The sequence below is a fragment of the Pseudomonas sp. SWRI154 genome (assembly GCF_014268645.1).
In the GTDB taxonomy this organism is placed as follows: Bacteria; Pseudomonadota; Gammaproteobacteria; order Pseudomonadales; family Pseudomonadaceae; genus Aquipseudomonas; species Aquipseudomonas marvdashtae.
Genome location: NZ_JABWQW010000005.1, coordinates 176,697 through 199,632 on the forward strand (window position 1 = coordinate 176,697; position 22,936 = coordinate 199,632).

The 22,936-nt window shown below is 63.0% G+C and carries 17 protein-coding genes and 1 pseudogene; 10 read left to right on the forward strand and 8 right to left on the reverse strand.

Translation table 11 applies throughout. From position 1 onward, the window contains the following. Positions 1-209: 209 nt before the first annotated feature. The 3 genes from HU806_RS06905 to HU806_RS06915 all read right to left on the reverse strand — a co-directional run bounded on the left by HU806_RS06905 (position 210) and on the right by HU806_RS06915 (position 5,828). Positions 210-1,949, reverse strand: a complete 1,740-nt coding sequence (locus tag HU806_RS06905) for a dipeptidase (RefSeq protein WP_186610678.1) — start codon at positions 1,947-1,949, stop codon at positions 210-212. A gap of 187 nt (positions 1,950-2,136) precedes the next feature. Beyond that, positions 2,137-4,140, reverse strand: a complete 2,004-nt coding sequence (locus HU806_RS06910) for a peptidase U32 family protein (RefSeq protein WP_186610679.1) — start codon at positions 4,138-4,140, stop codon at positions 2,137-2,139. 119 nt (positions 4,141-4,259) lie between these two features. Next, positions 4,260-5,828 carry a sensor domain-containing diguanylate cyclase gene (locus HU806_RS06915; RefSeq protein ID WP_186610680.1) on the reverse strand — a complete coding sequence of 523 codons (1,569 nt, stop codon included), beginning with the start codon at positions 5,826-5,828 and terminating at the stop codon, positions 4,260-4,262. A 127-nt stretch (positions 5,829-5,955) separates the two neighbouring features. On the opposite strand from HU806_RS06915, the gene HU806_RS06920 reads away from it, so the two are divergent. Then, entirely contained in the window at positions 5,956-6,414 is a 459-nt protein-coding gene (locus HU806_RS06920) for a metallophosphoesterase family protein (protein WP_186610681.1), read from the forward strand. 9 nt (positions 6,415-6,423) lie between these two features. Here HU806_RS06920 and HU806_RS06925 read toward each other — a convergent pair whose 3' ends face one another. From HU806_RS06925 to HU806_RS06935, 3 genes are read right to left on the reverse strand one after another with little or no spacing between them, the layout of a single operon-like run. Further along, positions 6,424-7,326 (reverse strand): sugar phosphate isomerase/epimerase family protein, encoded by a 903-nt coding sequence (locus HU806_RS06925; protein WP_186610682.1) that lies wholly within the window; start codon positions 7,324-7,326, stop codon positions 6,424-6,426. A gap of 39 nt (positions 7,327-7,365) precedes the next feature. Next, the gene (locus HU806_RS06930; protein WP_186610683.1) at positions 7,366-8,535 is read right to left on the reverse strand and encodes a Gfo/Idh/MocA family protein; all 1,170 of its coding nucleotides are present in this window, start codon (positions 8,533-8,535) and stop codon (positions 7,366-7,368) included. Positions 8,536-8,555: 20 nt separating this feature from the next. Continuing rightward, positions 8,556-9,479 (reverse strand): TIM barrel protein, encoded by a 924-nt coding sequence (locus tag HU806_RS06935; RefSeq protein ID WP_186610684.1) that lies wholly within the window; start codon positions 9,477-9,479, stop codon positions 8,556-8,558. A gap of 126 nt (positions 9,480-9,605) precedes the next feature. Here HU806_RS06935 and HU806_RS06940 point away from each other — a divergent pair, with 126 nt between their 5' ends. The 9 genes and pseudogenes from HU806_RS06940 to HU806_RS06980 all read left to right on the forward strand — a co-directional run bounded on the left by HU806_RS06940 (position 9,606) and on the right by HU806_RS06980 (position 20,070). Continuing rightward, positions 9,606-10,661 carry a LacI family DNA-binding transcriptional regulator gene (locus HU806_RS06940; protein ID WP_186610685.1) on the forward strand — a complete coding sequence of 352 codons (1,056 nt, stop codon included), beginning with the start codon at positions 9,606-9,608 and terminating at the stop codon, positions 10,659-10,661. 307 nt (positions 10,662-10,968) lie between these two features. Next, a pseudogene (locus HU806_RS06945) lies at positions 10,969-12,329 on the forward strand (flavin-containing monooxygenase). Further along, a complete protein-coding gene (locus HU806_RS06950) occupies positions 12,329-12,739 on the forward strand; it encodes a RidA family protein (protein WP_003201555.1) in 411 nt (136 codons plus the stop codon). The pseudogene HU806_RS06945 and the gene HU806_RS06950 overlap by 1 nt, the downstream one beginning before the upstream one ends. Positions 12,740-12,749: 10 nt before the next feature. Continuing rightward, positions 12,750-13,424: a DUF1028 domain-containing protein gene (locus HU806_RS06955; protein ID WP_186610687.1), complete on the forward strand. Its 675-nt coding sequence runs from the start codon at positions 12,750-12,752 to the stop codon at positions 13,422-13,424. Further along, on the forward strand, positions 13,417-14,586 hold the full coding sequence (gene argE, locus HU806_RS06960; RefSeq protein ID WP_186610688.1) for an acetylornithine deacetylase: 1,170 nt from the start codon (positions 13,417-13,419) through the stop codon (positions 14,584-14,586). Before HU806_RS06955 ends, argE begins: the two co-directional genes overlap by 8 nt. A 15-nt stretch (positions 14,587-14,601) precedes the next feature. Beyond that, the gene (locus HU806_RS06965; RefSeq protein ID WP_186610689.1) at positions 14,602-16,095 is read left to right on the forward strand and encodes an aldehyde dehydrogenase family protein; all 1,494 of its coding nucleotides are present in this window, start codon (positions 14,602-14,604) and stop codon (positions 16,093-16,095) included. A 64-nt stretch (positions 16,096-16,159) separates the two neighbouring features. Then, the gene (locus tag HU806_RS06970) at positions 16,160-17,596 is read left to right on the forward strand and encodes an APC family permease (protein ID WP_186610690.1); all 1,437 of its coding nucleotides are present in this window, start codon (positions 16,160-16,162) and stop codon (positions 17,594-17,596) included. After that, positions 17,596-18,978, forward strand: coding sequence for an aspartate aminotransferase family protein (locus HU806_RS06975; RefSeq protein WP_186610691.1), 1,383 nt, complete (start codon positions 17,596-17,598; stop codon positions 18,976-18,978). The genes HU806_RS06970 and HU806_RS06975 overlap by 1 nt, the downstream gene beginning before the upstream one ends. Positions 18,979-19,029: 51 nt before the next feature. Beyond that, the gene (locus tag HU806_RS06980; protein WP_186610692.1) at positions 19,030-20,070 is read left to right on the forward strand and encodes a gamma-aminobutyric acid-binding protein; all 1,041 of its coding nucleotides are present in this window, start codon (positions 19,030-19,032) and stop codon (positions 20,068-20,070) included. A 418-nt stretch (positions 20,071-20,488) separates the two neighbouring features. Here the strand turns inward: HU806_RS06980 and HU806_RS06985 are convergent, their stop codons facing one another. Together HU806_RS06985 and HU806_RS06990 are read right to left on the reverse strand one after the other, a co-directional pair. Continuing rightward, positions 20,489-21,400, reverse strand: coding sequence for a LysR family transcriptional regulator (locus HU806_RS06985; RefSeq protein ID WP_186610693.1), 912 nt, complete (start codon positions 21,398-21,400; stop codon positions 20,489-20,491). 206 nt (positions 21,401-21,606) lie between these two features. Next, positions 21,607-22,809: an NAD(P)/FAD-dependent oxidoreductase gene (locus HU806_RS06990; RefSeq protein ID WP_186610694.1), complete on the reverse strand. Its 1,203-nt coding sequence runs from the start codon at positions 22,807-22,809 to the stop codon at positions 21,607-21,609. Positions 22,810-22,936 lie beyond the last annotated feature (127 nt).

Sequence of the window (22,936 nt, forward strand, 5' to 3'; positions counted from 1 at the left end):
GTCTTGGGGAACATAGGCAGGCGCTGCTTTTGTGGCGAGGGAGCTTGCTCCCGTTGGACTGCGCAGCAGGCCCTGGCTCAGTCACTGAGGTGGGTCAGGTTGACCGCGTTTTCGACCCTTTTTGGGGTCGCTGCGCAACCCAGCGGGAGCAAGCTCCCTCGCCACGATGGAAACCGACAGACCTTGATCATTGTCCCGCGCAGGGCCGGTCAGAGCTTCGGCAACTGCCCGATCCGCCCCATCATCTCGGTCACGATCTGCAAATCCAGCAGGAACTGCTCGACCGTCTTGAACTCGTTGTCGTTGTGTCCGGTGTACTTGAGGTTGGGCATGGCCAGGCCGAACTGCACGCCGTTGGGCAAGTCATGGACCGACGTGGCGCCGGCCGAGGTGCCGAACGTGTGTTCCATTCCAAGATTCTCGGTGGCGACGGCCAGCAGCGCCTTGACCCATTCACCTTCGGGATTGCGGTACATCGGTTCGTCGATGGAAAAGTCGAAGGCAACGGCAACCTTGGATTTATCGGTCCAGGCCGCCAGCTTCTCGGTGATTTCAGTCTTCAGCACCTCGGTCGGCTTGCCGACGGGAACCCGCAGGTTGACCGCCAGCTTGAAGAGTTTTTCATCCATGCCGACGTAAGTCAGCGACGCGGTCAGCGGGCCCATGAATGCGTCGGAAAAGCCAATGCCCAGGTTCTTGCCCAAGTAATCCAGGCCCCAGTTGTCGGCGGCATAGCGGGCGGCGTCGGTGATGTGGTTGTGCTTGAGCGCGACCTTGCCGTCGAGGCCGTGGATGAAATCCAGCATCCGGGCGACCGGGTTGACGCCTGATTCGGGTTCGGAGGAGTGGGCGGAGACGCCGGTGAAGGTCAGCTTGACCGCGTTGTCAACGACCCCGCTGGCCACTGTGAAGTTGCTGCCGTGGGCCTTGGCATAGTCGGTGCCGGCCCTGAGCAGGCTGGCGGCCAGCTCGGCAGGCTTGTCGGCAACGAACGTGGCGACCGAGGTGGAGGGAATCTGGTTGGTCGCCATGCCGCCGGTCAGCGCAGTGACTTCCGCGCCCTTGCCTTGGGCCGCGCGCCGGGGAAAGTTGGCCATGACCGTGCCGTAGCCTTTCTCGGCGATCACGACGGGGTAGCTGCCGTCCAGCGCCAAGTTGTAGTTAGGCGTCGGATTGCGTTCGAAATAATAGGGGATGGCGTCGCCGGTGGTTTCCTCGGTAGTGTCAACCAACAGCTTGAAATCTCTCGCCAACGGCAGTTTTTCTTCCTTGATGATCCTCATGGCATACAGCGCTACGACGATGGCGTTCTTGTCATCCTCGGTGCCCCGGCCATACATGCGGTCGCCAATCAGGCTGACCTTGAATGGATCGAGCTTGGTGCCGTCCTTGAGGACCCAGTTCTGCGGCGTGACTGGCACTACATCGGCGTGAGCGTGAATGCCCACGACTTCGTCGCCGCTGCCTTCGAGGAAAATCTCATAGACACGGTTGTCGACGTTACGGAAGTTCAGGTTGAAGCCTTCAGCCAGGTTTTTGATCTTGTCGGCGATTTTCAGGAACTCAGGGTTTTCATGCTGGGCCACCCCGTCCTTGCGATACGTTGGGATTTCAACCAGCTCGCGCAAGGTTGCGGTCGCGGCTTTGCCGTACTTCACCCGGGCATAAATCCCCAACAGTCGATGGATTTCGTTCTGCTGTTCTGCCGACAGGGTTTTGTTGCCCTGGAAGGCGCTGATGGCCGGGCCGAGGTTGGCGCTCTTGGCCAGGTCACTCTTGGCCACGCTGGTCAGGAACTGCCGGAAATCGCTGACCGATGTGTCGGCGAACGTCTTGACGAGGGTCGCGCTCTGTTGCGCGCTGATGTTGGCGTTGGCCGGCATCGAAAACGCTGAGAGGCTGGACAGGATAAGGCTGGCAACAGCCAGACGCTTGAACGGGAGGTTCATGATGAGAGGCATTCCTTTGCAGGGAAAAAGTGACGGTATGAAACAATCACTTACAACCTAGCATCATGAACGCGCGGTGGGGGAGCCCTTTGACAGAATCTGTCGCCGGTAAAAGCAAAAACGGCGCAGAAATGAAACTCCCCAGAACGCCATCCTCAATGGGAACGACGTTCATGGGGAGCCGGGCTCAATGCGTTCCGCGAGGAATCGTCTTGAGCAGATCTTCCGCGCTGATGTAGCCGACCACCGGCTGCGCCGTACTGCCGGGCAGCGGCAGGTCAAGGATATGCCCTTTGATCTTGCCGACCACGTGCATCTCGCAGGGCTTGCAGTCGAATTTCAGTGTCAGCACTTCATCCCCGTGGATCAGCTGCATCGGCGCGACTTTGGTGCGCACGCCGGTGACGCCCTTGGCCTGTTTGGGGCAGAGGTTGAACGAGAAACGCAGGCAATGCTTGGTGATCATCACCGGCACTTCGCCGGTTTCCTCGTGGGCCTCGAACGCCGCGTCGATCAGCTTGACCCCGTGGCGGTGGTAGAAGTCGCGGGCCTTCTGGTTGTAGACGTTGGCCAGGAACGACAGGTGCGACTCCGGGTACACCGGTGGCGGGGTGGTTTCTGCCTTGCGCCCGCCCCGTGGATGCGCCGCGACGCGCGCGGCGGTCAAGGCTTCGATGACCTCGCGGCGCAGCGCCTTGAGTTGGGAGTTGGGGATGAAATAAGCCTGGGGCGCATCCAGCTTGACCGACGTGGCGTGGTATTCAGTGGTGCCCAGTTGGCCAAGCAGGTCTTGCAGTTGCTCCAGGGCCTGCTCCGGTTTGTTCGCCAGGCCGAAGGGACCGTCGAGGGCAACGCTGGCGATGATGCCTTCTTCGCTGGTGGCAGTCAGCTCCAGGCGCTCTTCGCGCAACTTTGCAAGCCAAGCCAGGCCCACACGGCGCTCGGCGGAGGTCTTGAGCAGCGCCTGCTGCCAGTTATGATCCAGGTTGCGACTCAACGGATGGTTGGGGCGCAACTGATACAGGCCAGTCGGCATCTCGTTGGGCTCGACGCGGTAGCGGTAGCGCTGCTTGCCGTCCTCATCGAGAAATTCGCCCTTGGGCTCGGCGATGTTGGCGCGGAAACCGACGACTTCGCGCTTGACCAGCACATTGAGGCCATCGCCGTTGGACAGCGGATCAAAGGTCACCACCTGCAAGTCGCGCTTGCCGACTTTTTCCACCACGCCCACCGGTACGCCGGTGAAGGTCGGCGAATCGAAGGCGCCGATGTCGATCTTGCGTTCACTGACGAAGTAATCGGTGCTGCCACGGTGGAAGGTCTTGTCCGGGTCCGGCACGAAGAAGTGTGCGGTGCGGCCGCTGGAAGCGCGGGCCAGGTCCGGGCGGTCTTCGAGCACGTCGTCCAGGCGCTGGCGATAGTAGGCCGTGATGTTCTTCACATAGCCCATGTCCTTGTAGCGTCCTTCGATCTTGAAGGAACGCACGCCAGCCTCGACCAGGGCGCGGATGTTGGCGCTCTGGTTGTTGTCTTTCATCGACAGCAGGTGTTTTTCGTAGGCAACGACCCGGCCCTGGTCATCCTTCAAGGTATAGGGCAGGCGACAGGCCTGGGAGCAATCGCCACGGTTGGCGCTGCGCCCGTTTTGCGCGTGGGAGATGTTGCACTGGCCGGAGAACGCCACGCACAACGCGCCGTGGATGAAGAACTCGATGGCCGCATCGGTCTCGTCGGCGATGGCGCGGATTTCCTGCAGGTTCAGCTCGCGAGCCAAGACCAACTGGGAGAAACCGGCCTGGTCGAGGAATTTCGCCCGGGCCAGGGTGCGAATGTCGGTCTGGGTGCTGGCGTGCAGTTCGATGGGCGGGATGTCCAGTTCCATCACCCCGAGGTCCTGGACAATCAACGCATCGACGCCAGCATCGTACAACTGGTGGATCAGCTGGCGGGCCGGCTCCAGTTCGTTGTCGTGCAAGATCGTGTTGATCGTGGTGAACACCCGGGCGTGGTAGCGATGGGCAAATTCCACCAGCCCGGCGATATCGCTCACCTCGTTGCAGGCGTTGTGACGCGCGCCGAAACTCGGGCCACCAATGTACACGGCATCGGCGCCATGCAGGATGGCCTCGCGGGCGATGGTCACGTCGCGGGCGGGGCTGAGCAATTCCAGATGATGTTTAGGCAAGGACATGTTTTTTTATTCAGGCTGGTCACGGTCGAAGCGCGCATTGTAGCCGCGTGGCGGCCGGTCGGCACCTGCGCAAGCCTACGCAGGGCGTAATGAACCGATATGCGGTCAAGCCGACCGCATCAGCCCTGCGATGCGTCGGCACTGCACCAACGATTGCGCCCGGTGTTCTTCGCCAGGTACAAAAACGCGTCCGCGGCCTTGATCAACATGGCGGGCGTCGCGTCCTCGCTGTTCGGCTGACAGGTGGTAATGCCGGCGCTGATGGTCACGATGCCCAACGGATGGTCGCCATGTTCAATGTTCAAGGACCTGACGGCTTCGAGGATTTGCTGTGCGACCTTGGCGGCACCGGCGCTGTCGGTGTTGGGCAGCAGCACAGTGAACTCTTCGCCGCCATAGCGGACCGCGAGGTCGCCCGGTCTCTTGATGGTCTGCCCGATCGCGCCTGCAATCGCCCGCAGGCAATCGTCGCCGGCGGCGTGGCCGTATCTGTCGTTGAAGCGCTTGAAGTAATCGACATCCAGCATGATCAGCGCCAGGGAAGAACCCTGGCGCTTGGCCAGGCGCAGCTCATCGGCCAGGGCGATGTCCAGCCGCCTGCGATTGCCCAGTCCGGTCAGGCTGTCGGTCAGCGCCATGTCCCGCATGGCCTGGTGGGCGCTGCGGATCTGCTTTTCCATGGTCATGCGGTAGCGCAGCTGGCTCAGCACGATAAGGCCGAAACCCACCAGTATCGCGATGAGGAAAACCAGCACCAGGCTGGTCTTGAGCAAGTCGCGGCGCCAGGGTGCGGTGATCGATTCCCGGGACAAACCGGTTTCCACCACCAGCGGATACGTCGTCAGGGCCCGGTAGCCGTATAGACGCTCGGTGTCGTCGACGACGGCCCTGGCTTCGGCAACGCCTTGGTTGGAGGTGGGCAGGTGTTCCCTGAAAATCACACTGTTGACCAGGCTCTTGCCGATCACCGAAGCGACGAAGGGCCGTCGGACCAGGATCGTTCCATTGCGCTTGGCCAGGACCAGGGCACCTTTGTCGTCGATCTTGAAATCGCCGTAGTAATCGACGAAATAGCTGACCTTGACCGTTCCGAGCAGCACGCCGGCGAAGGAACCATCGGGATTGTTCAAGCGGCGGGAGATGGGAATGATCAGGTCGTTGGTGGATCGACTCTGAACCACGTCACCGATGCGCACGCTTCGATCTTCGTGGGTGCGGTGGTATTGGAAGTAGTCGCGGTCGGCGTTGTTGGCCATTTCCGGAACAGCTTCCTTGTCCGTCGCCAGCCATTGGCCGTCCGGGCCATAGATAAACAGCCCATGGAGTTGCGGCATGATGGCGGCCTGTTGCACCAGCAGTTTGTGGATGCGCGGGATGTCCATGTTCTGCAGGCCATCGCCTTCCACACGTTCGGCGAGGGCGGCGGTGACCACGTCCACTTGTCGAATGGTGTCTTCGGCGTGTTGAGCCGTTGCCCGGGCCAGATTCGTGACCGAATCGCGGGCCGACGCGAAAACCGCGCGGTAATCGCGCCATGTGCGCCAGCCTTCGACTGCCAGGAAGGCCAGGATCACGACGAGCATGAAACTTACGGTCAGCCGAAATGCAGCTCCGGCCTTCACCGCCTGCTGGGAAAAGGCTTCATTGGGGTTTTCGAGCTTGGGCTCCGGCTGTTTGCGTCCGAGCATTGACGTATCCTTTCCACGACAGGTTCGCGCGTTTCAGCGCGCAGCCTATCCTATTCGATTTCAGCACGTTAGCTAACTGCGACGAGGCAGGTACAACCGACGACACACGGTTGGGGAGGAAGGTTTCATGAAAGTTGGCGTTATTTCCGACACCCACGGTTTGCTGCGCCCCGAGGCGCTGGTGGCGCTGCAAGGTTGCGAGCGGATTATTCATGCCGGTGATATTGGCAGTCCTGGAATCCTCGAAGCACTGGCTGCCATCGGCGAACTGCACGTGGTGCGGGGAAACAACGACCTGGGCGTCGATTGGGCGGCGGGCATCGCTGATTGCCTTCAGTTCGACCTGGCGGGACGGCAAGTGCTGCTGGTCCATGATATGGCCGATGTGCCCAGCGCCCTCGACCCGCAAGTAAAGCTGGTGATCACCGGCCATTCCCACAAACCGCTGATCGACTGGCGCGGGGAACGGCTTTACCTAAACCCCGGCAGCGCCGGCCGCCGACGCTTCAAACTGCCGGTGACGCTGGCGCTGCTCGAGGTCAGCGAGCGGGGGGTCGAGCCGCGGATCGTCCCGCTGTTGCCGTGACGAACGCGGTTATCGGAAGTATTTGTCGACGTAAGCCTGGATTTCCTGGCGCATGAACCGCCCCGACTCATCCGCCCGTTCTTCCCAGCCGAACACGCAGGCGGTGACGATGCCGTCGAAGCCGGTCTTGGCCAACTCGCTGAAGAACAGGTCCCAGTCGATCTCGCCCTGGTGCATGTCCATGTGCTGGTGCACGGTCACTTTCGCCCCCGGCGGATTGACGATGTAACGCAGGCCGGACGAGGCCTTGTGGTTGTAGGTGTCGGCAATGTGCACATGGGCGATCATCGATCCTGCGTCGGCGATCATGGCTTTCATGTCGTCGCCGAAGTAGAAGGTGTGGGGCGTGCAATAGAGGAACTTGACGTTGTCCGAACCGAGGGTCTTGAGCATGTCCAGGGCCGGGTGCAGCGTCTCGCACCAGTCTTCCGGATGAGGCTCGACGTTCAACGTGACGCCTTCGGATTCGAGGATCGGCACCAGTTCTTCCATGCTCTGCCACCAGGCGGCTTCGCTGGACTCATGGCTGTGCAGGCCCCCGCAGCAACTGACCTTGTGCCCGCGATCAGGCGACGGCCCGCGACCGAACTCCGAGTTCATGGTCGTGCAGCCCATCTCCACGGCGACCTGGATCGCTTCCTTCCAATAATTCACTGCCGCCCGACGTTCGTCCTCGTGGGGGCTGGCCCAGCGGTACATCGGCAGCAGCGAAGCCAGTTGCAGGTTGTGGTCACGCAGGGCTTTCTTGAATTCGGCGATGCGTTCCTTGTGGGCGCGCGGGCGAACCCACCACGGCAAAAAGTCTTCCCGTGGCGACAACTCGAGGTATTCGTAGCCGAGCTCGGCGGTCTTGCGGCACAGGTCCGGCAGGCTCAGGTGGCGGTGCATGTAGGGATCAAGGGCGATTTTCATTGTTGTTCTCCATGGGGCAACAGTCATTACTGTGGGAGGTCAGTAGGCGACCCAGGCCGAATCCTGGTTGGCCGATTCAACGCAGCGCTCGACCCAGCGCACGCCTTCCACGCCAGCATCGATATCGGGGAAACGCAGGGCGGCGAGGGCCTCGCTGTCGCCACGGTCGGCGGCGTCCATGGCCAGGGCGAAGCGGCGATAAAGGTTGGACCAGGCTTCGAACAAACCTTCGGGATGACCGCCACCGATGCGGTCGTCCATCAAGGCCCCGGCGTGCAGGTAACCCATGCCGCGTTCCAAGGTTTGCGCCGGTTGGCCCTGGACCTCGAAAGTGAGCTGGTTGGGGCGCTCGTCCCACCATTCCAGGCTGGCCCGCGAGCCGATCACGCGGATTTTCTGGCCGTGCATGGAGCCGGCATTCACCGCGCTCGACCAGACCATGCCCATGGCGCCGCCTTCGTATTCCATCAGCGTGTAGGCGTTGTCCTCGAGTGGGGCGCGGCTGGCGACGAAGCTTTGGCGGCTGCACATCAAGCGCCTGATCTTGAGGTCGGGCAGCATCACTTCGCACAGGTACAACGGATGGGTGCCGACGTCTCCGAGCACGTAACTCGGCCCGGCCTGGCGCGGGTCGACGCGCCACTGGGTCGCCGGGTTCTGCGACTCGACCGGTGCGCTGTGGAAGCCATGGGCGAACTGCATGTGCACCATGCGAATCTCCCCGAGCTCCTGGGCGGCAATCATCGTCCGGGCCTGTTCGATCAACTGATGCCCGGCGTAGCCATAGGTGAGGCCGACGACGCGTCCCCTCGATTTGGCCAACGTGCGCAAGGTTTCGGCTTCCTCCAGGGTGAAGCACAGCGGTTTCTCGCAAACCACATGCAAACCGGCCTCCAGAGCGGCGCGGGTGATGGCGTAGTGCGTGCCGTTGGGCGTGGCGATCGACACCGCCTGGATGCCGTCGGGCCGTTGCGCTTCCAGCTCGAACAGGCTGAGGTAGTCCGCGTAGCAACGTGACGGGTCGATGCCCAGTTGTTCGCCAAAGGTCCGGCCCCGGTCCGGGTCGATGTCCAGCGCTGCGGCGACCAGCTCGAAGTTGCGATCGCGCAGGGCGGCCGAGCGGTGGATGTAGCCGATCTGGCTGTGCTCGCCGCCGCCGACCATGGCCCAGCGGATAGGGTGTGCGAGCGTTTTACTGCCGTTGATCATGGGAAAAGTCCTTGTACGGGTCAGAAACCGATGCGGGCGAGGTAGGCACGACTGGCCGCCACGTCGTCCAGGCTGGCCCCGGCGTTGCGCGGGTCACGTTCCTGTTCAACGGTGATGCAACCTTGATAACCGAGTTCGTGCACGAGGCGGTGCAGTGCTAGGTAATCGATGACCCCACGCCCAATGGGACACATCACGCCCCGGCCGCACGCCGCGAAGAAACGGATGCGCTCGTTCAACACCTGGTCGAAAACCACCGGGTCGATGTCCTTGAAGTGCAGGTAGTCCAGGCGATGGGCGTAGGTGCGCAGCGACGCGACCGGGTCCATGCCGGCGTAATAGAGATGCCCGGTGTCGAGGCACAACCCGGCGACTTCGTATGGGATGTCGTCGACCAGGCGCGCCAGCTCATCGGCGAATTCGATATAGCCGCCAGCGTGAGGATGGATGACGGCGCGGATGCCGTAGGCGTGCCAGGCGATGTCGGCGATGGCTCGGATGTGCGCGATCATTGCGTTCCAGCGGGCATCGTCCAGGCGCGGCGCGCGGTCCGAGTGGCCAGCGGCGTAGTCGCGCTCGTCGTGGCCCCAGTCGATGATCACCAGATAGGGCCCGGCAAAGCGCTGGCTGGCTTGCTGTTCCATGGGCGGCAATTGTGTGAGCAAGCCGCAGATCGCGTGGGTCTGGCGCAGCAGCTCGGCCAGGTTGGCCGGGCTCACCAGGTCGTCGAAAATCGTCCCGGCGACGACCTGCAAGGCGTTGTCCGACAAGGCCGGGTTGAGGACACCGGCGTCCAGCGGCAAGTACCCATAAGGCCCCAGCTCGATGCCGCGATAGCCGGCTTCGGCGGCTTCGGCGAGCACGTGCTGCCAGGGTGGCAGGAAAGGGTTCGCGACGTCATCGACGCCCCAGCAGCAGGGCGCGGTACAGATATGGATCGCCATGGAAGCACTCCGGCTGTGTTGTTGTTATGGCCTGGCTTGATGCTATTGCGTCGGCGCGGAGCGGGCCATGGGCTGATGGCTTAATATGTCAAAATCCCTCATCATGCCCAGAGGAGGTGTCAAGACATGTCAGAACAGTCACGCCGAAAACTTCGTCCCACCATGGCCGACGTCGCCCGAGAAGCGGGCGTCAGCCTGTCGACAGTCGACCGCGTGCTCAACCTGCGCGCGGATGTGCGAGCCGACACGGCTCAGCGGATCGCCGCAGCGGCGGGGCGGTTGGGTTTCCATGCCAAGGGCGTGATCGAGCAGCGGGTGCTCAACGACCGTCCGACTTTGCGGCTGGGCTTCCTGTTGCAAAAAAGTGGCGTGCCGTTCTACCAGGGCCTCGCCCACGCCTTGGCAAACGCCGCCGCCACTTGCACGCGGGCGCGGATTCGCGTGGTCATCGGTTATTTGGACGACCTCGACCCCGCCAACGTGGCGCAACGCATCCTTGCCCTGCGCGATCAGGTCGATGGCCTGGGCGTGGTGGCAGTCGATCATCCACGGGTCCGCGAGGCGGTCGCGCAGTTGCGCGCGACCGGTGTTTCGGTGGTGGCGCTGCTGTCGGAATTGTCCAGCGCTGCCGGCACCGGTTACGCCGGCCTCGACAATCGCCTCACGGGGCGCACCGCCGGTTGGTTCATCAGTCGCCTTGCCCAGCAGCCCGGACCTGCGGCGGTCATGCTCAGCAGCCAGCGCTTCCAATGCCAGGAACTCTGTGAACTGAGCTTTCGCAGCTACTTGGCGGAGCATTCGAGCGAGTGGGAACTGCTCGCCTCGCGACTGACCCTGGAAGATGATGAGTTCGCCTATGGCAACACCCTGGACTTGCTCACGGCAGAGCCCGATCTGGCGGGGCTGTACGTGGCGGGCGGTGGCATCGCCGGGGTGCTGAAGGCCTTGAGTAGCCTCAAGAAAAGACAGCTGCGCTTGCCCGTCGTGGTGTGCCACGACCTGACCCCGTTGACGCGTGACGCGTTGAAGAGCGGATTGGTCCAGGCGGTGCTGTCCCATCCGGTGGTGAACCTGGCCGAGCAGGCCGTCGACGCCTTGGTCGAGGCTGCGATTGCCTCGCCGCCAGGACCTGTGGCGCGGCGAGTGGTGCCACTTCAGATCGATGTCCCGGAGAGCGTCTAGCCCAAAAGGCTTTTCGGAACACATCCCCCACGCAAACTATGGACCTGGGTGCTGACGGGCTGGAGCAACGCTTCAATGCCCAGGCTGCTCCCTCGCCACGGGTTCAGGTCCTTCCCGTGCAAACAATACCTGCCTCGGCCCAGCGATCGTCGCCCGGGCAGTCACCCAGTTTTTTCCTTCCTAGCCAGAACATAAAGCCTCGTTTCGCAAATTCCCGCCTGCCAACACAATCGCCTCGACACCTCCTCTCGATAGTCGCAACCGCAGAACAACAAGAAATCAGAACTCGAGGCGGCACCGCGCCGACCTGAACCAAACCCACTGCCGGAAGTGCCCGATATGCCCGTTGAAACAGTACGCATAGATACGCTCGTTATAGGTGCCGGTCAGGCCGGCGTGGCGATGAGTGAACATTTGAGCCGCCAAGGCGTGCCGCACCTTGTGGTGGAGCGCAACCGCATTGCCGAGGCCTGGCGCACGGCGCGCTGGGATTCGCTGGTTGCCAACGGCCCGGCCTGGCATGACCGTTTTCCAGGGCTGGAATTCGAGGGCCTCGACCCCGATGCCTTCGCCTCCAAGGACCAGGTGGCCGATTATTTCGAAGCCTATGCCAACAAGTTCAAGGCGCCGATCCGTACCGGCGTCGACGTGCGCCGCGTCGAGCGTAATAGCGGGCGCCCCGGCTTCACCATCGATACGTCCGAGGGCTTGATCGAGGCCATCAACGTGGTGGTCGCCACCGGGCCGTTTCAGCGCCCGGTGATCCCGCCGATTGCGCCTGACATGGCCACGGTGACGCAAATTCATTCGGCGCAATATCGCAACCCTGCGCAGCTGGCCGAAGGCGCGGTGCTGGTGGTGGGCGCAGGATCGTCGGGGGTGCAGATCGCCGATGAATTGCAGCGCGCCGGCAAGCAGGTCTATCTCTCGGTGGGTGCCCATGACCGGCCGCCGCGAGCGTATCGCAACCGTGATTTCTGCTGGTGGCTGGGGGTGCTGGGCGAGTGGGATGCCGAGGCGGTCAAGCCGGGCAAGGAGCACGTAACCATCGCCGTGAGCGGCGCGCGCGGCGGGCACACGGTGGATTTTCGCCGGCTGGCCCATGAAGGCATCACGCTGGTGGGCCTGACCCGGTCGTTCAACGGCAGCGTGGTGAGTTTTGAATCGAACCTGGCCGAAAACATTGCCAGGGGCGATGAAAACTACCTGGCGTTGCTGGATGCCGCCGATGCCTATATCGAGCGCAACGGTTTGGACCTGCCGCTCGAACCCGAGGCGCGTCGCCTGTTGCCGGACCCGGCGTGCCTGACCCAGCCGATCCTGGAACTGGACCTGGCCGAGGCGGGCGTCAGCAGCATCATCTGGGCGACCGGGTATTCGGTGGATTACAGCTGGCTGAAAGTCGATGCCCTCAATGCCAGCGGTAAACCCCGGCACCAACGCGGCGTGTCCAGCGAGCCGGGCCTGTATTTCGTCGGCCTGCCTTGGCTGTCGCGCCGTGGCTCGGCGTTCATCTGGGGCGTGTGGCACGACGCCCGGCATATCACCGAGCACATCGTCAAACAGCGCACGTACCTCGACTACCGGGACGCCTCCCAACGTGCTGCCCAATCGCCAGCGCCGGGCAGCACGCAACCTTCGAAAACCAGCCTCATGGGAGTCCGCTGATGCCTACCCACACTCGCATCCGCATGTTCAACACCAAAGACACCTACCCGAACCAGACGCTGGACAACGACCTGTGCCAAGCCGTCCGCGCCGGCAACACGGTTTACGTGCGCGGTCAGGTCGGCACCGATTTCAATGGCCAGTTGGTGGGCCTCGGCGATCCGCGTGCCCAGGCCGAGCAGGCCATGCGTAACGTCAAGCAACTGCTGGAAGAAGCTGGCAGCGACCTGAGCCACATCGTCAAGACCACCACCTACCTGATCGACCCGCGTTACCGCGAGCCGGTGTATCAGGAAGTCGGCAAATGGCTCAAAGGCGTGTTTCCGATTTCCACCGGGCTGGTGGTCAGCGCCCTGGGCCAGCCGCAGTGGCTGATGGAAATCGACGTGATTGCGGTCATTCCCGAATAAGGAGCACGACATGACGTTTTCCATCGTCGGACGCTGCGCCGAAACCGGCCAGTTGGGCATTGCCATCAGCTCTTCCAGCATCGCCGTCGGCGCCCGTTGCCCGTGGCTGCGAGCCGGTGTCGGCGCGGTGTCGAGCCAGAACATCACGCTGCCGGCCTTGGGGCCGCAGATTCTCGATGATTTATCGTTCGGTTCGAACGCCCAGGCAGCGTTGGACAAGGCCTTGGCGCGTAACGGCTATGGTGAGTATCGCCAGGTGGCGGTGATCGACGCCCAAGGACGCACGGCAGTTTTCAGCGGCCGCCATGCCTTGGGCATCCACGGCGCTCAAGTAGGTGAGCAATGCGTGGCGGCCGGCAATCTGTTGGCGGGTGAGGGTGTCATCGAAGCCATGGTGACGGCTTTCGAGCAGGGCGAAGGCAGCCTCGCGTCCCGCCTGCTGAATGCCCTGCAGGCTGGGCAGACGGCGGGCGGCGAAGCCGGGGCCGTGCACTCGGCGGCGCTGTCGGTGGTGGACGACCTGACGTGGCCCATCGTTGATCTGCGGGTGGACTGGGCCGAGGAAAACCCTATTGGCGAGCTGGAAAAACTCTGGGTCGCTTATCAGCCGCAGCTCCAGGATTACCTGACCCGCGCCCTCGAACCGACCCAGGCGCCGAGTTACGGAGTGCCGGGCGATGAGTGAGCTGCGCGGTCGCGCACTGCTGGCCGAATTGGTGGGTTTTGCCACGGTCAGCCGCGACTCGAACCTGGCGTTAATCGAGTTCGTGCGCGACTACCTCGATGGGCTGGGCGTCGCTAGTGAGCTGATCTACAACGCCGAGCGCACCAAGGCCAACCTGCTGGCAAGCATAGGTCCGGCGGTGCCCGGCGGCGTCGTGCTGTCCGGGCACACCGACGTGGTGCCGGTGGACGGCCAGGCCTGGACGGTCGATCCGTTCCGACTCACCGAAGCGGACGGCAAACTGTTCGGACGTGGTACGGCGGACATGAAGGGCTACCTCGCTTGTGTGCTGGCGGCGGTGCCGATGTTCCTGTCCAGCCCGCTGCGTCGTCCGTTGCACTTGGCGTTTTCCTATGACGAAGAGGTCGGTTGCCTCGGCGTGCGCAGCCTGCTGGAAGTGCTGCCGCAACGCATTCCCCGACCGGCCTTGTGCCTGATCGGCGAGCCCACCGAGCTGCAGCCGGTGCTGGGTCACAAAGGCAAGTTGGCGATGCGTTGCCATGTCAAAGGCGCGGCTTGCCATTCCGCCTACGCGCCTGACGGAGTGAACGCCATCGAACAGGCTGCGCGCCTGATCGGCCGGTTAGGGGAGATCGGCGCGGCGTTGGCCGAGCCGTCACTGCACGACGAGCGCTTCGACCCGGCGTATTCGACGGTGCAGGTCGGGGTGATCCACGGCGGCACGGCATTGAACATCGTCCCGGCCGATTGTCGTTTTGACTTTGAAGTGCGCGCTCTGCCGGATTTTGTCCCGCAGCGAGTCGTGGATGAGTTGCAGGACTACGCCGAGCAGGCGCTGCTGCCCAGGATGCGTGCGGTCAATGCCGATACCGCGATCCGTTTTGAACACGTGTCTGCCTACCCCGGTTTGGCTACGTCGCCGGACAGTGAAGCCGCGCGCCTGATCGCCCGGCTATGTGGCAGCGACGCCTTCGGCACCGTGGCGTTCGGCACCGAGGGCGGGCTGTTTCACCAGGCCGGCATCCCTTCGGTGGTCTGCGGCCCCGGCAGCATGGACCAGGGGCACAAACCCGACGAATACGTGAGCGTTGAACAAATGACAGCTTGCGACCGGTTGATGGATCGCCTGGCGATTTACCTCAGCGAAGCCAACGACGTCTGATTCAAGGAACTACCTGTGAACGAATTGAATGATTGGAAGGCTCGGGCCGCTCAATTGCGCCTGCGCGACAGCGCCCTGATTGACGGCGAACCGTGCGAGGCTCTCGACGGCGCTCGAGTGCAAGTGATCAACCCGGCCAATGGCGAGTTGCTGGCCAATGTGGTGGCCTGCGCTGGGCCGGAGGTCGACCTCGCCGTACTCAGCGCCCGCAAGGCGTTTGAGCAGGGCCCGTGGGCGCGGATGGCGCCGACCGAACGCAAGGCGGTGTTGTTGCGCCTGTCGCAATTGATGCTGGTCCATCGCGAAGAACTGGCGCTGCTTGACTCCCTGAGCATGGGCAAGCCGGTCATGGACGCTTGGAACATTGACGTGCCGGGCGCCGCCCATGTGTTTGCCTGGTATGGCGAAAGCCTCGACAAACTCTACGATCAGGTCGCGCCATCGGCAGCCAACGTCCTTGCCACCATTACCCGTGTTCCGCTCGGGGTGATCGCGGCGGTGGTGCCGTGGAATTTCCCCCTGGACATGGCGGCCTGGAAGCTCGCACCGGCCTTGGCGGCGGGCAACAGCGTAGTGCTCAAGCCTGCCGAGCAATCGCCGTTCTCGGCACTGCGCCTGGCCGAACTCGCCCTGGAAGCGGGCATGCCGCCGGGCGTGCTCAACGTCGTGCCGGGCCTCGGCGAGCAGGCGGGAAAGGCGCTCGGCTTGCACCCGGACGTCGATTCGCTGGTGTTCACCGGCTCGACCGAGGTCGGCAAGTACTTCATGCAGTACTCGGCCCAATCGAACCTCAAGCAGGTCTGGCTGGAGTGCGGTGGCAAGAGCCCGAACCTGGTGTTCGCCGACTGTCAGGACCTGGACCTGGCGGCGCAGAAGGCCGCGTTCGGCATCTTCTTCAACCAGGGCGAAGTCTGCTCGGCCAACTCCCGGCTGCTGGTGCAGCGTTCAATCCACGACGAGTTCGTCGAACGCCTGATCGATCAAGCGCTGCTGTGGCAACCCGGCAATCCCCTGGCCCCGTCGAGCCGGGCCGGGGCCATCGTTGATGCGCGCCAGACCGCACGGATCATGCAGTACATCCAGCAGGCCCAGGCCGAAGGCGCAAGGCTGGTCTGCGGTGGTCGCCAGTTGAGCATCGACGGATCGGACAATTTCATTGAACCGACGATTTTTACCGAGGTGCTTGCGCCCATGCAGTTGGCCCGAGAAGAGGTGTTCGGGCCGGTGTTGGCGGTCAGCGTCTTCGACGACGAAGAACAGGCCATCGCCATGGCCAACGAGCACATCTATGGGCTGGCGGCCTCGTTGTGGACCGACGACCTGAACCGCGCCCACCGAGTGGCGCGGCGGTTGAACGCCGGCACGGTGTCGGTCAACACCGTGGACGCCCTGGACGTCACCGTGCCGTTTGGCGGCGGCAAACAATCGGGCTTCGGTCGCGATCTGTCGCTGCACGCATTCGACAAATACACGCAACTCAAGACCACCTGGATCCAGCTGCGCAACTGACCGCGGCTCAAGGTTTTACTCGCAGTCGTTTTGTTCTTCCTAAAACAAGAAAACGGAGCAACCGATGGACAGTTCCTCAAGCGTGCCGCTACAAACCGTCACCCCATCCCTGGCCGGCCCACGTCGACGCCTGGGCCTGAGCGCCTTGTTGGCGGTCGCCGTGGGCCTGGTGGTTTCCCAGGGTGTCATGGTGCTGATGCTGCAAGGCGCCGGAATTGCCGGCATGGGTTTTGTAATCCCGTTGGTCCTGGCCTGGCTGCTGGCCCTGAGTTACGCCTGTTCGTTCTCCGAACTGGCACTGATGATTCCTCGCGCCGGCAGCCTGAGCAGCTACACCGAAGTCGCGATCGGCCAGTTCCCGGCGATCCTGGCGACCTTTTCCGGCTATGTCGTGGTGGCGATGTTTGCCTTGTCGGCAGAACTGCTGCTGATGGAGTTCATCATCGACAAGGTCTACCCGCATTCGATGCCGCCGCTGAGCGTGGCGCTGGGGGTGCTGTGCCTGTTCACCGTGCTCAACCTGTTCAACATCGACATCTTCTCGCGCCTGCAAACCGTGCTGGCCTTGGTCATGACCGTCATGCTGTTGGTCATGGGCCTCGGTGCCTTGGCAAGCGACGGGGCCAGCAGCGTCTCGACGCTGGTGGCGAGTTCCGGCTGGAATCCCATGGGGCTCGGTGTCATCGCCCTGACCGCGATGGCGGTGTGGGGCTTCGTCGGGGCCGAGTTCGTCTGCCCTCTGGTGGAGGAGACACGGCGCCCGGAGCGCAACATACCGGCCTCGATGATGATTGGCCTGACGGTGATTTTCGTCATCATCTGCCTGTACTGCCTGGGCGCGTTGTTGACCATTCCCCAGGCAGAGCTGGCCAGCAACGGCCTGCCGCATTATCTGTTCGCGACCACGGTGTTCGGTGAAGCCGGGCAGGTGTTCCTGGTGACCGCCGCCATCACCGCGACGTGCAGCACACTCAACAGTTCGCTTGCGGCCATCCCGCGCATGTTGCTGGGCATGGCCCGCAGCGGCCAGGCGTTCGGCATCTTCAAGCGCCAGGGCAAGCGCACCGGCGCGCCGTGGGTCGCGGTGCTGTTCGTGGCGCTGGTCACCGGTCTGCCGTTGTTGCTGATGCACGACAGCCCCGACGCTATCAACCTCTTGCTGCTGGCGGCTGCGCTGGCCTGGTTGCTGGCCTACATCATCACCCACATCAACGTGATTGCCCTGCGTCGGCGTTATCCCGATGCGCATCGGCCTTTCCGCACGCCGTTCTACCCGCTGCCCCAGCTGTTCGGCATCGCCGGCATGGTCTTTGCCATCTGGCATGTATCTCCCAGCCCGGAAATGACGGTGCCGATCTTCGCCAGCGCCGGTGCGGTGCTGGCCATCGTTTCGCTGATCGCGCTGGTGTGGGTCAAGTGCGTGATGGGCAAGCCGCTGTTCAAGCCCGAGCCACTGGCGCCTACCGATTCCGACAATTTCAATAAGCAAGGAGACCTGTAATGAGCGCATCACCCAAGCCAACACGCAGCACCCGTGAATACCAGGCGCTGGATGCCGCGCACCATATTCATGCGTTTCTCGACCAGAAGGCCCTCAACGCCGAGGGGCCGCGAGTCATCGTTCGTGGCGAAGGCCTGGCGCTCTGGGACAACGATGGCAAGCGTTACCTGGACGGCATGTCCGGCCTGTGGTGCACCAACCTGGGTTACGGCCGCCAGGACCTCGCGGCGGCGGCCAGCCGGCAGCTGGAGCAATTGCCGTACTACAACATGTTCTTCCACACCACCCACCCGGCGGTGGTGGAACTGTCCGAGCTGCTGTTCAGCCTGCTGCCGGATCACTACAGCCACGCCATCTACACCAACTCCGGCTCCGAGGCCAACGAGGTGCTGATTCGCACCGTGCGCCGCTACTGGCAAATCCTCGGCAAGCCGCAGAAGAAAATCATGATCGGCCGCTGGAACGGCTACCACGGTTCAACGCTTGGCGCTTCGGCCCTCGGCGGCATGAAGTTCATGCACGAAATGGGCGGGGTGATTCCGGACGTGGCGCACATCGACGAGCCGTACTGGTTCGCCCACGAAGGCAACCTGACGCCCGCCGAATTCGGCCTGCGCGCCGCCCGGCAACTGGAAGAGAAAATTCTCGAACTGGGCGCCGACAATGTCGCCGCGTTCGTCGCCGAACCCTTCCAGGGCGCCGGCGGCATGATCTTCCCGCCTGAGAGCTATTGGGCGCAAATCCAGCGCATCTGCCGACAATACGACGTGCTGTTGTGCGCCGATGAAGTGATCGGTGGCTTTGGTCGTACGGGTGAGTGGTTTGCCCATGAGTATTTCGGTTTCGAGCCCGACACCTTGTCGATCGCCAAGGGCCTGACCAGCGGCTACATCCCCATGGGCGGGCTGATCCTGTCCAAACGCATGGCCGAGGTGCTGGTGGAGCAGGGCGGCGTGTTTGCCCATGGCCTGACTTATTCCGGGCACCCGGTGGCGGCGGCGGTGGCGATTGCCAATCTCAAGGCCCTGCGCGACGAGGGCATCGTCAGCCAGGTCAAGGAAGACACCGGCCCGTACCTGCAACGCTGCCTGCGCGAAACGTTCGACGGGCATCCGCTGATTGGCGAGATCCAGGGAGCCGGCTTGGTCGCGGCCCTGCAGTTGGCCGAGGACAAGGACAGCCGCAAGCGCTTCGCCAACGAAAACGAAATGGCCTGGCAATGCCGAACCTTTGGTTTCGAGGAGGGCCTGATCATCCGCTCCACGCTGGGCCGGATGATCATGGCCCCGGCGTTGGTGGCCAGTCATGCCGACATCAACGAACTGGTCGATAAGACCCGTAAAGCTGTAGACCGCACCGCCCGCGCTTACGGTCGCCTTTGAGTCCCGTCGCCGGCTCGTGCGGGCGAGCCGGCATTTTCGAGGAACCGCTTCATGTCCAGATCCTTGCGATGCAACATTGCGTGTGCCCTGGCGCTACTGAGCACCAGCGTCCTGGCCGCGCCACAAAGCCTGACCGTGATTTCATTCGGCGGCGCCACCAAGTTGGCCCAGGACAAGGCCTACTTCCAGCCCTTCAACGCCAGCGGTGCAGGGAGCATCGTCGCCGGCGAATACAACGGCGAGTTATCGAAGATCAAGGCCATGGTCTCGGCTGGGCACACCAGTTGGGATGTAGTCGAGGTGGAAAGTCCCGAGTTGCTGCGCGGTTGTGAGGAGGGGCTGTTCGAAAAACTTGACCAGGCGGCCCTCGGCGATCCGGCGAATTACGTCCCGGGCGCGCTCACTGAGTGCGGTGTGGCCACGTACGTCTGGTCGATGGTCCTGGCCTATGACCAGACCAAACTCGCCAAGGCGCCCAAGTCTTGGGCGGACTTCTGGAACGTGACCGAGTACCCGGGCAAGCGCGGCTTGCGCAAGGGCGCCAAGTACACTTTGGAAATCGCCTTGCTGGCGGACGGCGTCAAGACTGAGGACGTATACAAGGTGCTGAACACGCCGGAAGGCGTTTCACGGGCATTCGCCAAGTTGGACCAGATCAAGCCGAACATTCAATGGTGGGAGGCGGGCGCGCAACCAGCGCAGTGGCTGGTGGCCGGAGACGTGGCGATGAGCGCTGCCTACAACGGTCGCATCGCCTCGGCGCAGAAGGAGGGGATGAAGCTGAGCATTGTCTGGCCGCAAAGCCTGTATGACCCGGAATACTGGGCGGTGGTCAAAGGCACGCCGAACAAGGCCCTGGCCGAGAAATTCATCGCCTTTGCCAGCCAGCCGCAAACCCAGAAAGTCTTCTCCCAAAACATCCCTTACGGACCGGTGCATCGCCAGACCCTGGCCTTGCTGCCCGCCGAGGTGCGCGAGCAACTGCCTACCGCCGAGGCCAACCTGGCGCAGGCGCAAGCGGTGGATGCCGAGTTCTGGGTCGACCATGGTGAAGAGCTGGAGCAACGCTTCAACGCCTGGGCAGCTCGCTAGCCCGCCACCCTGTAACGAACCGCTCTTGTGGCGAGGGAGCTTGCTCCCGCTGGGCTGCGCAGCGGCCCCGTTGTTCAGGTCCTGCGGGGTATCCGGTGGACCGCGTCAGGCTTTTTGGGGCTGCTGCGCAACCCAGCGGGAGCAAGCTCCCTCGCCACAGGACTGTGTTTGGCTGGGTGGTTTTGGTGCGGCTTATCAACCCGCCCGATGCGCTGATCCCGAGATTTCTCATAGAACCGCTCTTGTGGCGAGGGAGCTTGCTCCCGCTGGGCTGTGAAGCGGCCCCGTTGTTCTGAGCCTGCGGGGTATCTGGCAAACCGCGTCAGGCTTCTTGGGGCTGCTGCGCAACCCAACGGGGCGGTGCGACGTTTCGCTAAATCACCTCGCCACGGGGGCTGTATTGTAAAAGGTGGCTGGCCTACGCCAGCCATTCCCCGAATTGCTCTTTGCAGTAGTTCACGAACAACTGGGCCGGCTTGGTGAGGTGGGCACGCTTGAGCCAGCCGGCTACCAGCGCCGAGCCTGTCACGTCTTCGCCGATGTCGATGCAGACCACCTGCTGGCCGTCATAGGTACAGGTCGATTGCGGGCGAGTCACCAGCACGGCAAAACCGAACCCCTGGCCGACCATGCCGCGCACCATCTCGATGGAGGGCGAGCTGAAGACGATGTTCGGCGTCAGGCCAAGCTCTTCAAAGATGCTCACGAAATACGTCCGGCTGGGCTGCACGTCCAACAGGATCATCGGCTCAAGCGCCAGGTCGCGCAGCGACACCTGGGCCTGGCTGGCGAAGCGATGCCCGGCTGGCAACAAGGCGTAGGGCCGTTGCGGCGCCGTCAATGCCTCGGTCTCGATGGTACTGTCGAGGTCGTGCTCATAAAAAATCGCCAGGTCGAAACGCCCGCCCGTCAAGCCCTGTACCAGCTCCTGCTGCTCGCCGTCCTGCACGCGGATTTCCACCCCGGGAAAGCGCTCGCGAAAACCGGCGATCAGCCGTGGCAGATAGAGCGGGGCGACGGTCTCGAAGCAGCCAATGTCGATCTGTCCGCTGACCACATCGTTGTCCGCCAGCGCGTTTTGCTCGAACTCCCGGGCCATGCGCAGCAGCTCCTGGGCCTTGCGATAGAAGCGCGCACCGGCGGGGGTCAGCGACACACCTTGGGCATGGTGTCGGATCAGCAGCTGCACGCCGAAACTGTCCTCGAGCCCCTTGACTGCCGTGGCAATCGACGGCTGTGCAATGTAGAGCTTGCGCGAAGCTTCAGCGACGCTGCCACATTCGACCGTGGTGACAAAGTACTTCAACTGCCGCAAGGAATAGGACGCCAAGACACACCTCGATCCGGATGGTTTTGGCTACCTTACCGCGTGCCGCTTGTGAGAGGGGCGGACGTTGCAACGGATTTTGCTGGGCAGTGGCGATATCCAGGCTGGCTTGCCTGGGCGGAAACAAAAAAACGCCCGCTCAGAAAACATCGCGGGCGTCTGGGAAAGACCGGCGCAGAAGGAGGAGCTGGCCGGGTAGCAAGCGCGGGTCAGGCCACCGGAATCAAAGGGTCGGCGGCTGCCAGGGCGCTCGCGCGGTCGGCGGCGGGTGGGTAGATCCACACCGAGTTGATCTGGGTCTTGAGGTCCTTGGCTTCCTGGCCGACCAACTTGAGCTGGCGGTCCCAACCTTCGGTGTACACCGCGCCCCAGGCGCCCAGGTCCAGGCACGTCACGTACTTGGGCTGGCTGTAGGTCATCGGCGCGACGCCCAGCAGATCGGCGGCGACGTTGTTGCCCGCATAGCGACCCAGGGCGATGGCGTGCTGGCAGGACATCGCAGCGTAATTGCCCAGGGTGTCGGTGGCGGCATAGGCCACATCGCCAGCGGCAAAAATGTCATTCTGCCCCAACACTTTCAAATGCCCATCGACATGCAGGCGGCCCTGGCGATCATGGGTGCCGGGCACCTGCTCGGTAAGCGGGCTTGCGCGAAAACCGACAGTCCAGATCACGGTATTGGACGCGATACGCTGCCCATTCGACAGGGTGGCGCCGCCGGCATCCACCGATTCGACCGACGCGTTGAGAATCCATTCGACGCCCAGGTGGCTGGACGCTTCGATAATCGCCGGACTGATTCCATCACCCAGCGCTGCGCCGATTTGCGGCCCGCGGTCGACCACGATGACGCGGATATTGGCATCGTCACCTAATATGGCGCGCAGGCGGGCGGGCATTTCGGTGGCGGTCTCGATGCCGGTGAAGCCGCCGCCCGCCACCAACACGGTATTGCGGGTGGGACTGTCCGGCAGGTGCCGGAGCGACTTGAGATGGGCTTCGAGGCGCGCTGCCTGTTCGATCTCATCGACATCGAACGCATGCTCCAGCATGCCTTCCAGGTCAGGGCGCATCAGCTTGCTGCCTGCCGCCAGCACCAGCCGGTCATAGCCTAGCGTGGCCTGGCCGCCGGATGCGTCACGGTAGCCGACCTGCTTGCGGGTGACGTCGATGCTGTCGGCAAAACCCTGGACGAAGTTCACACCGACCGCATCGAACAGGCCGTCCAAAGGCGCCATCATGGTATGGACGTCCGGCTCGTAGAAGCGTGGCCGGATGCGCAGTTCGGGTTGGGGGGCCAGGACGCTGATCTGTACGTCGTTGCGATCATGCTGGTCCAGCAGGCGGGCTGCGCTGAGCGCGGTCCATACGCCACCAAAACCGGCGCCGACTATCAAGATGTGCTGTTTCATGATGTGCTCCCGAAGAAGAAATCCATACGTTGAGGTTAGGGATGGTATGCGTCGGTGGGGGCTGCGGCACTTCTACATAGGGTCAGTGGGGACATGCGTTCGTCTCAGGGAAATATACGAAGGTATG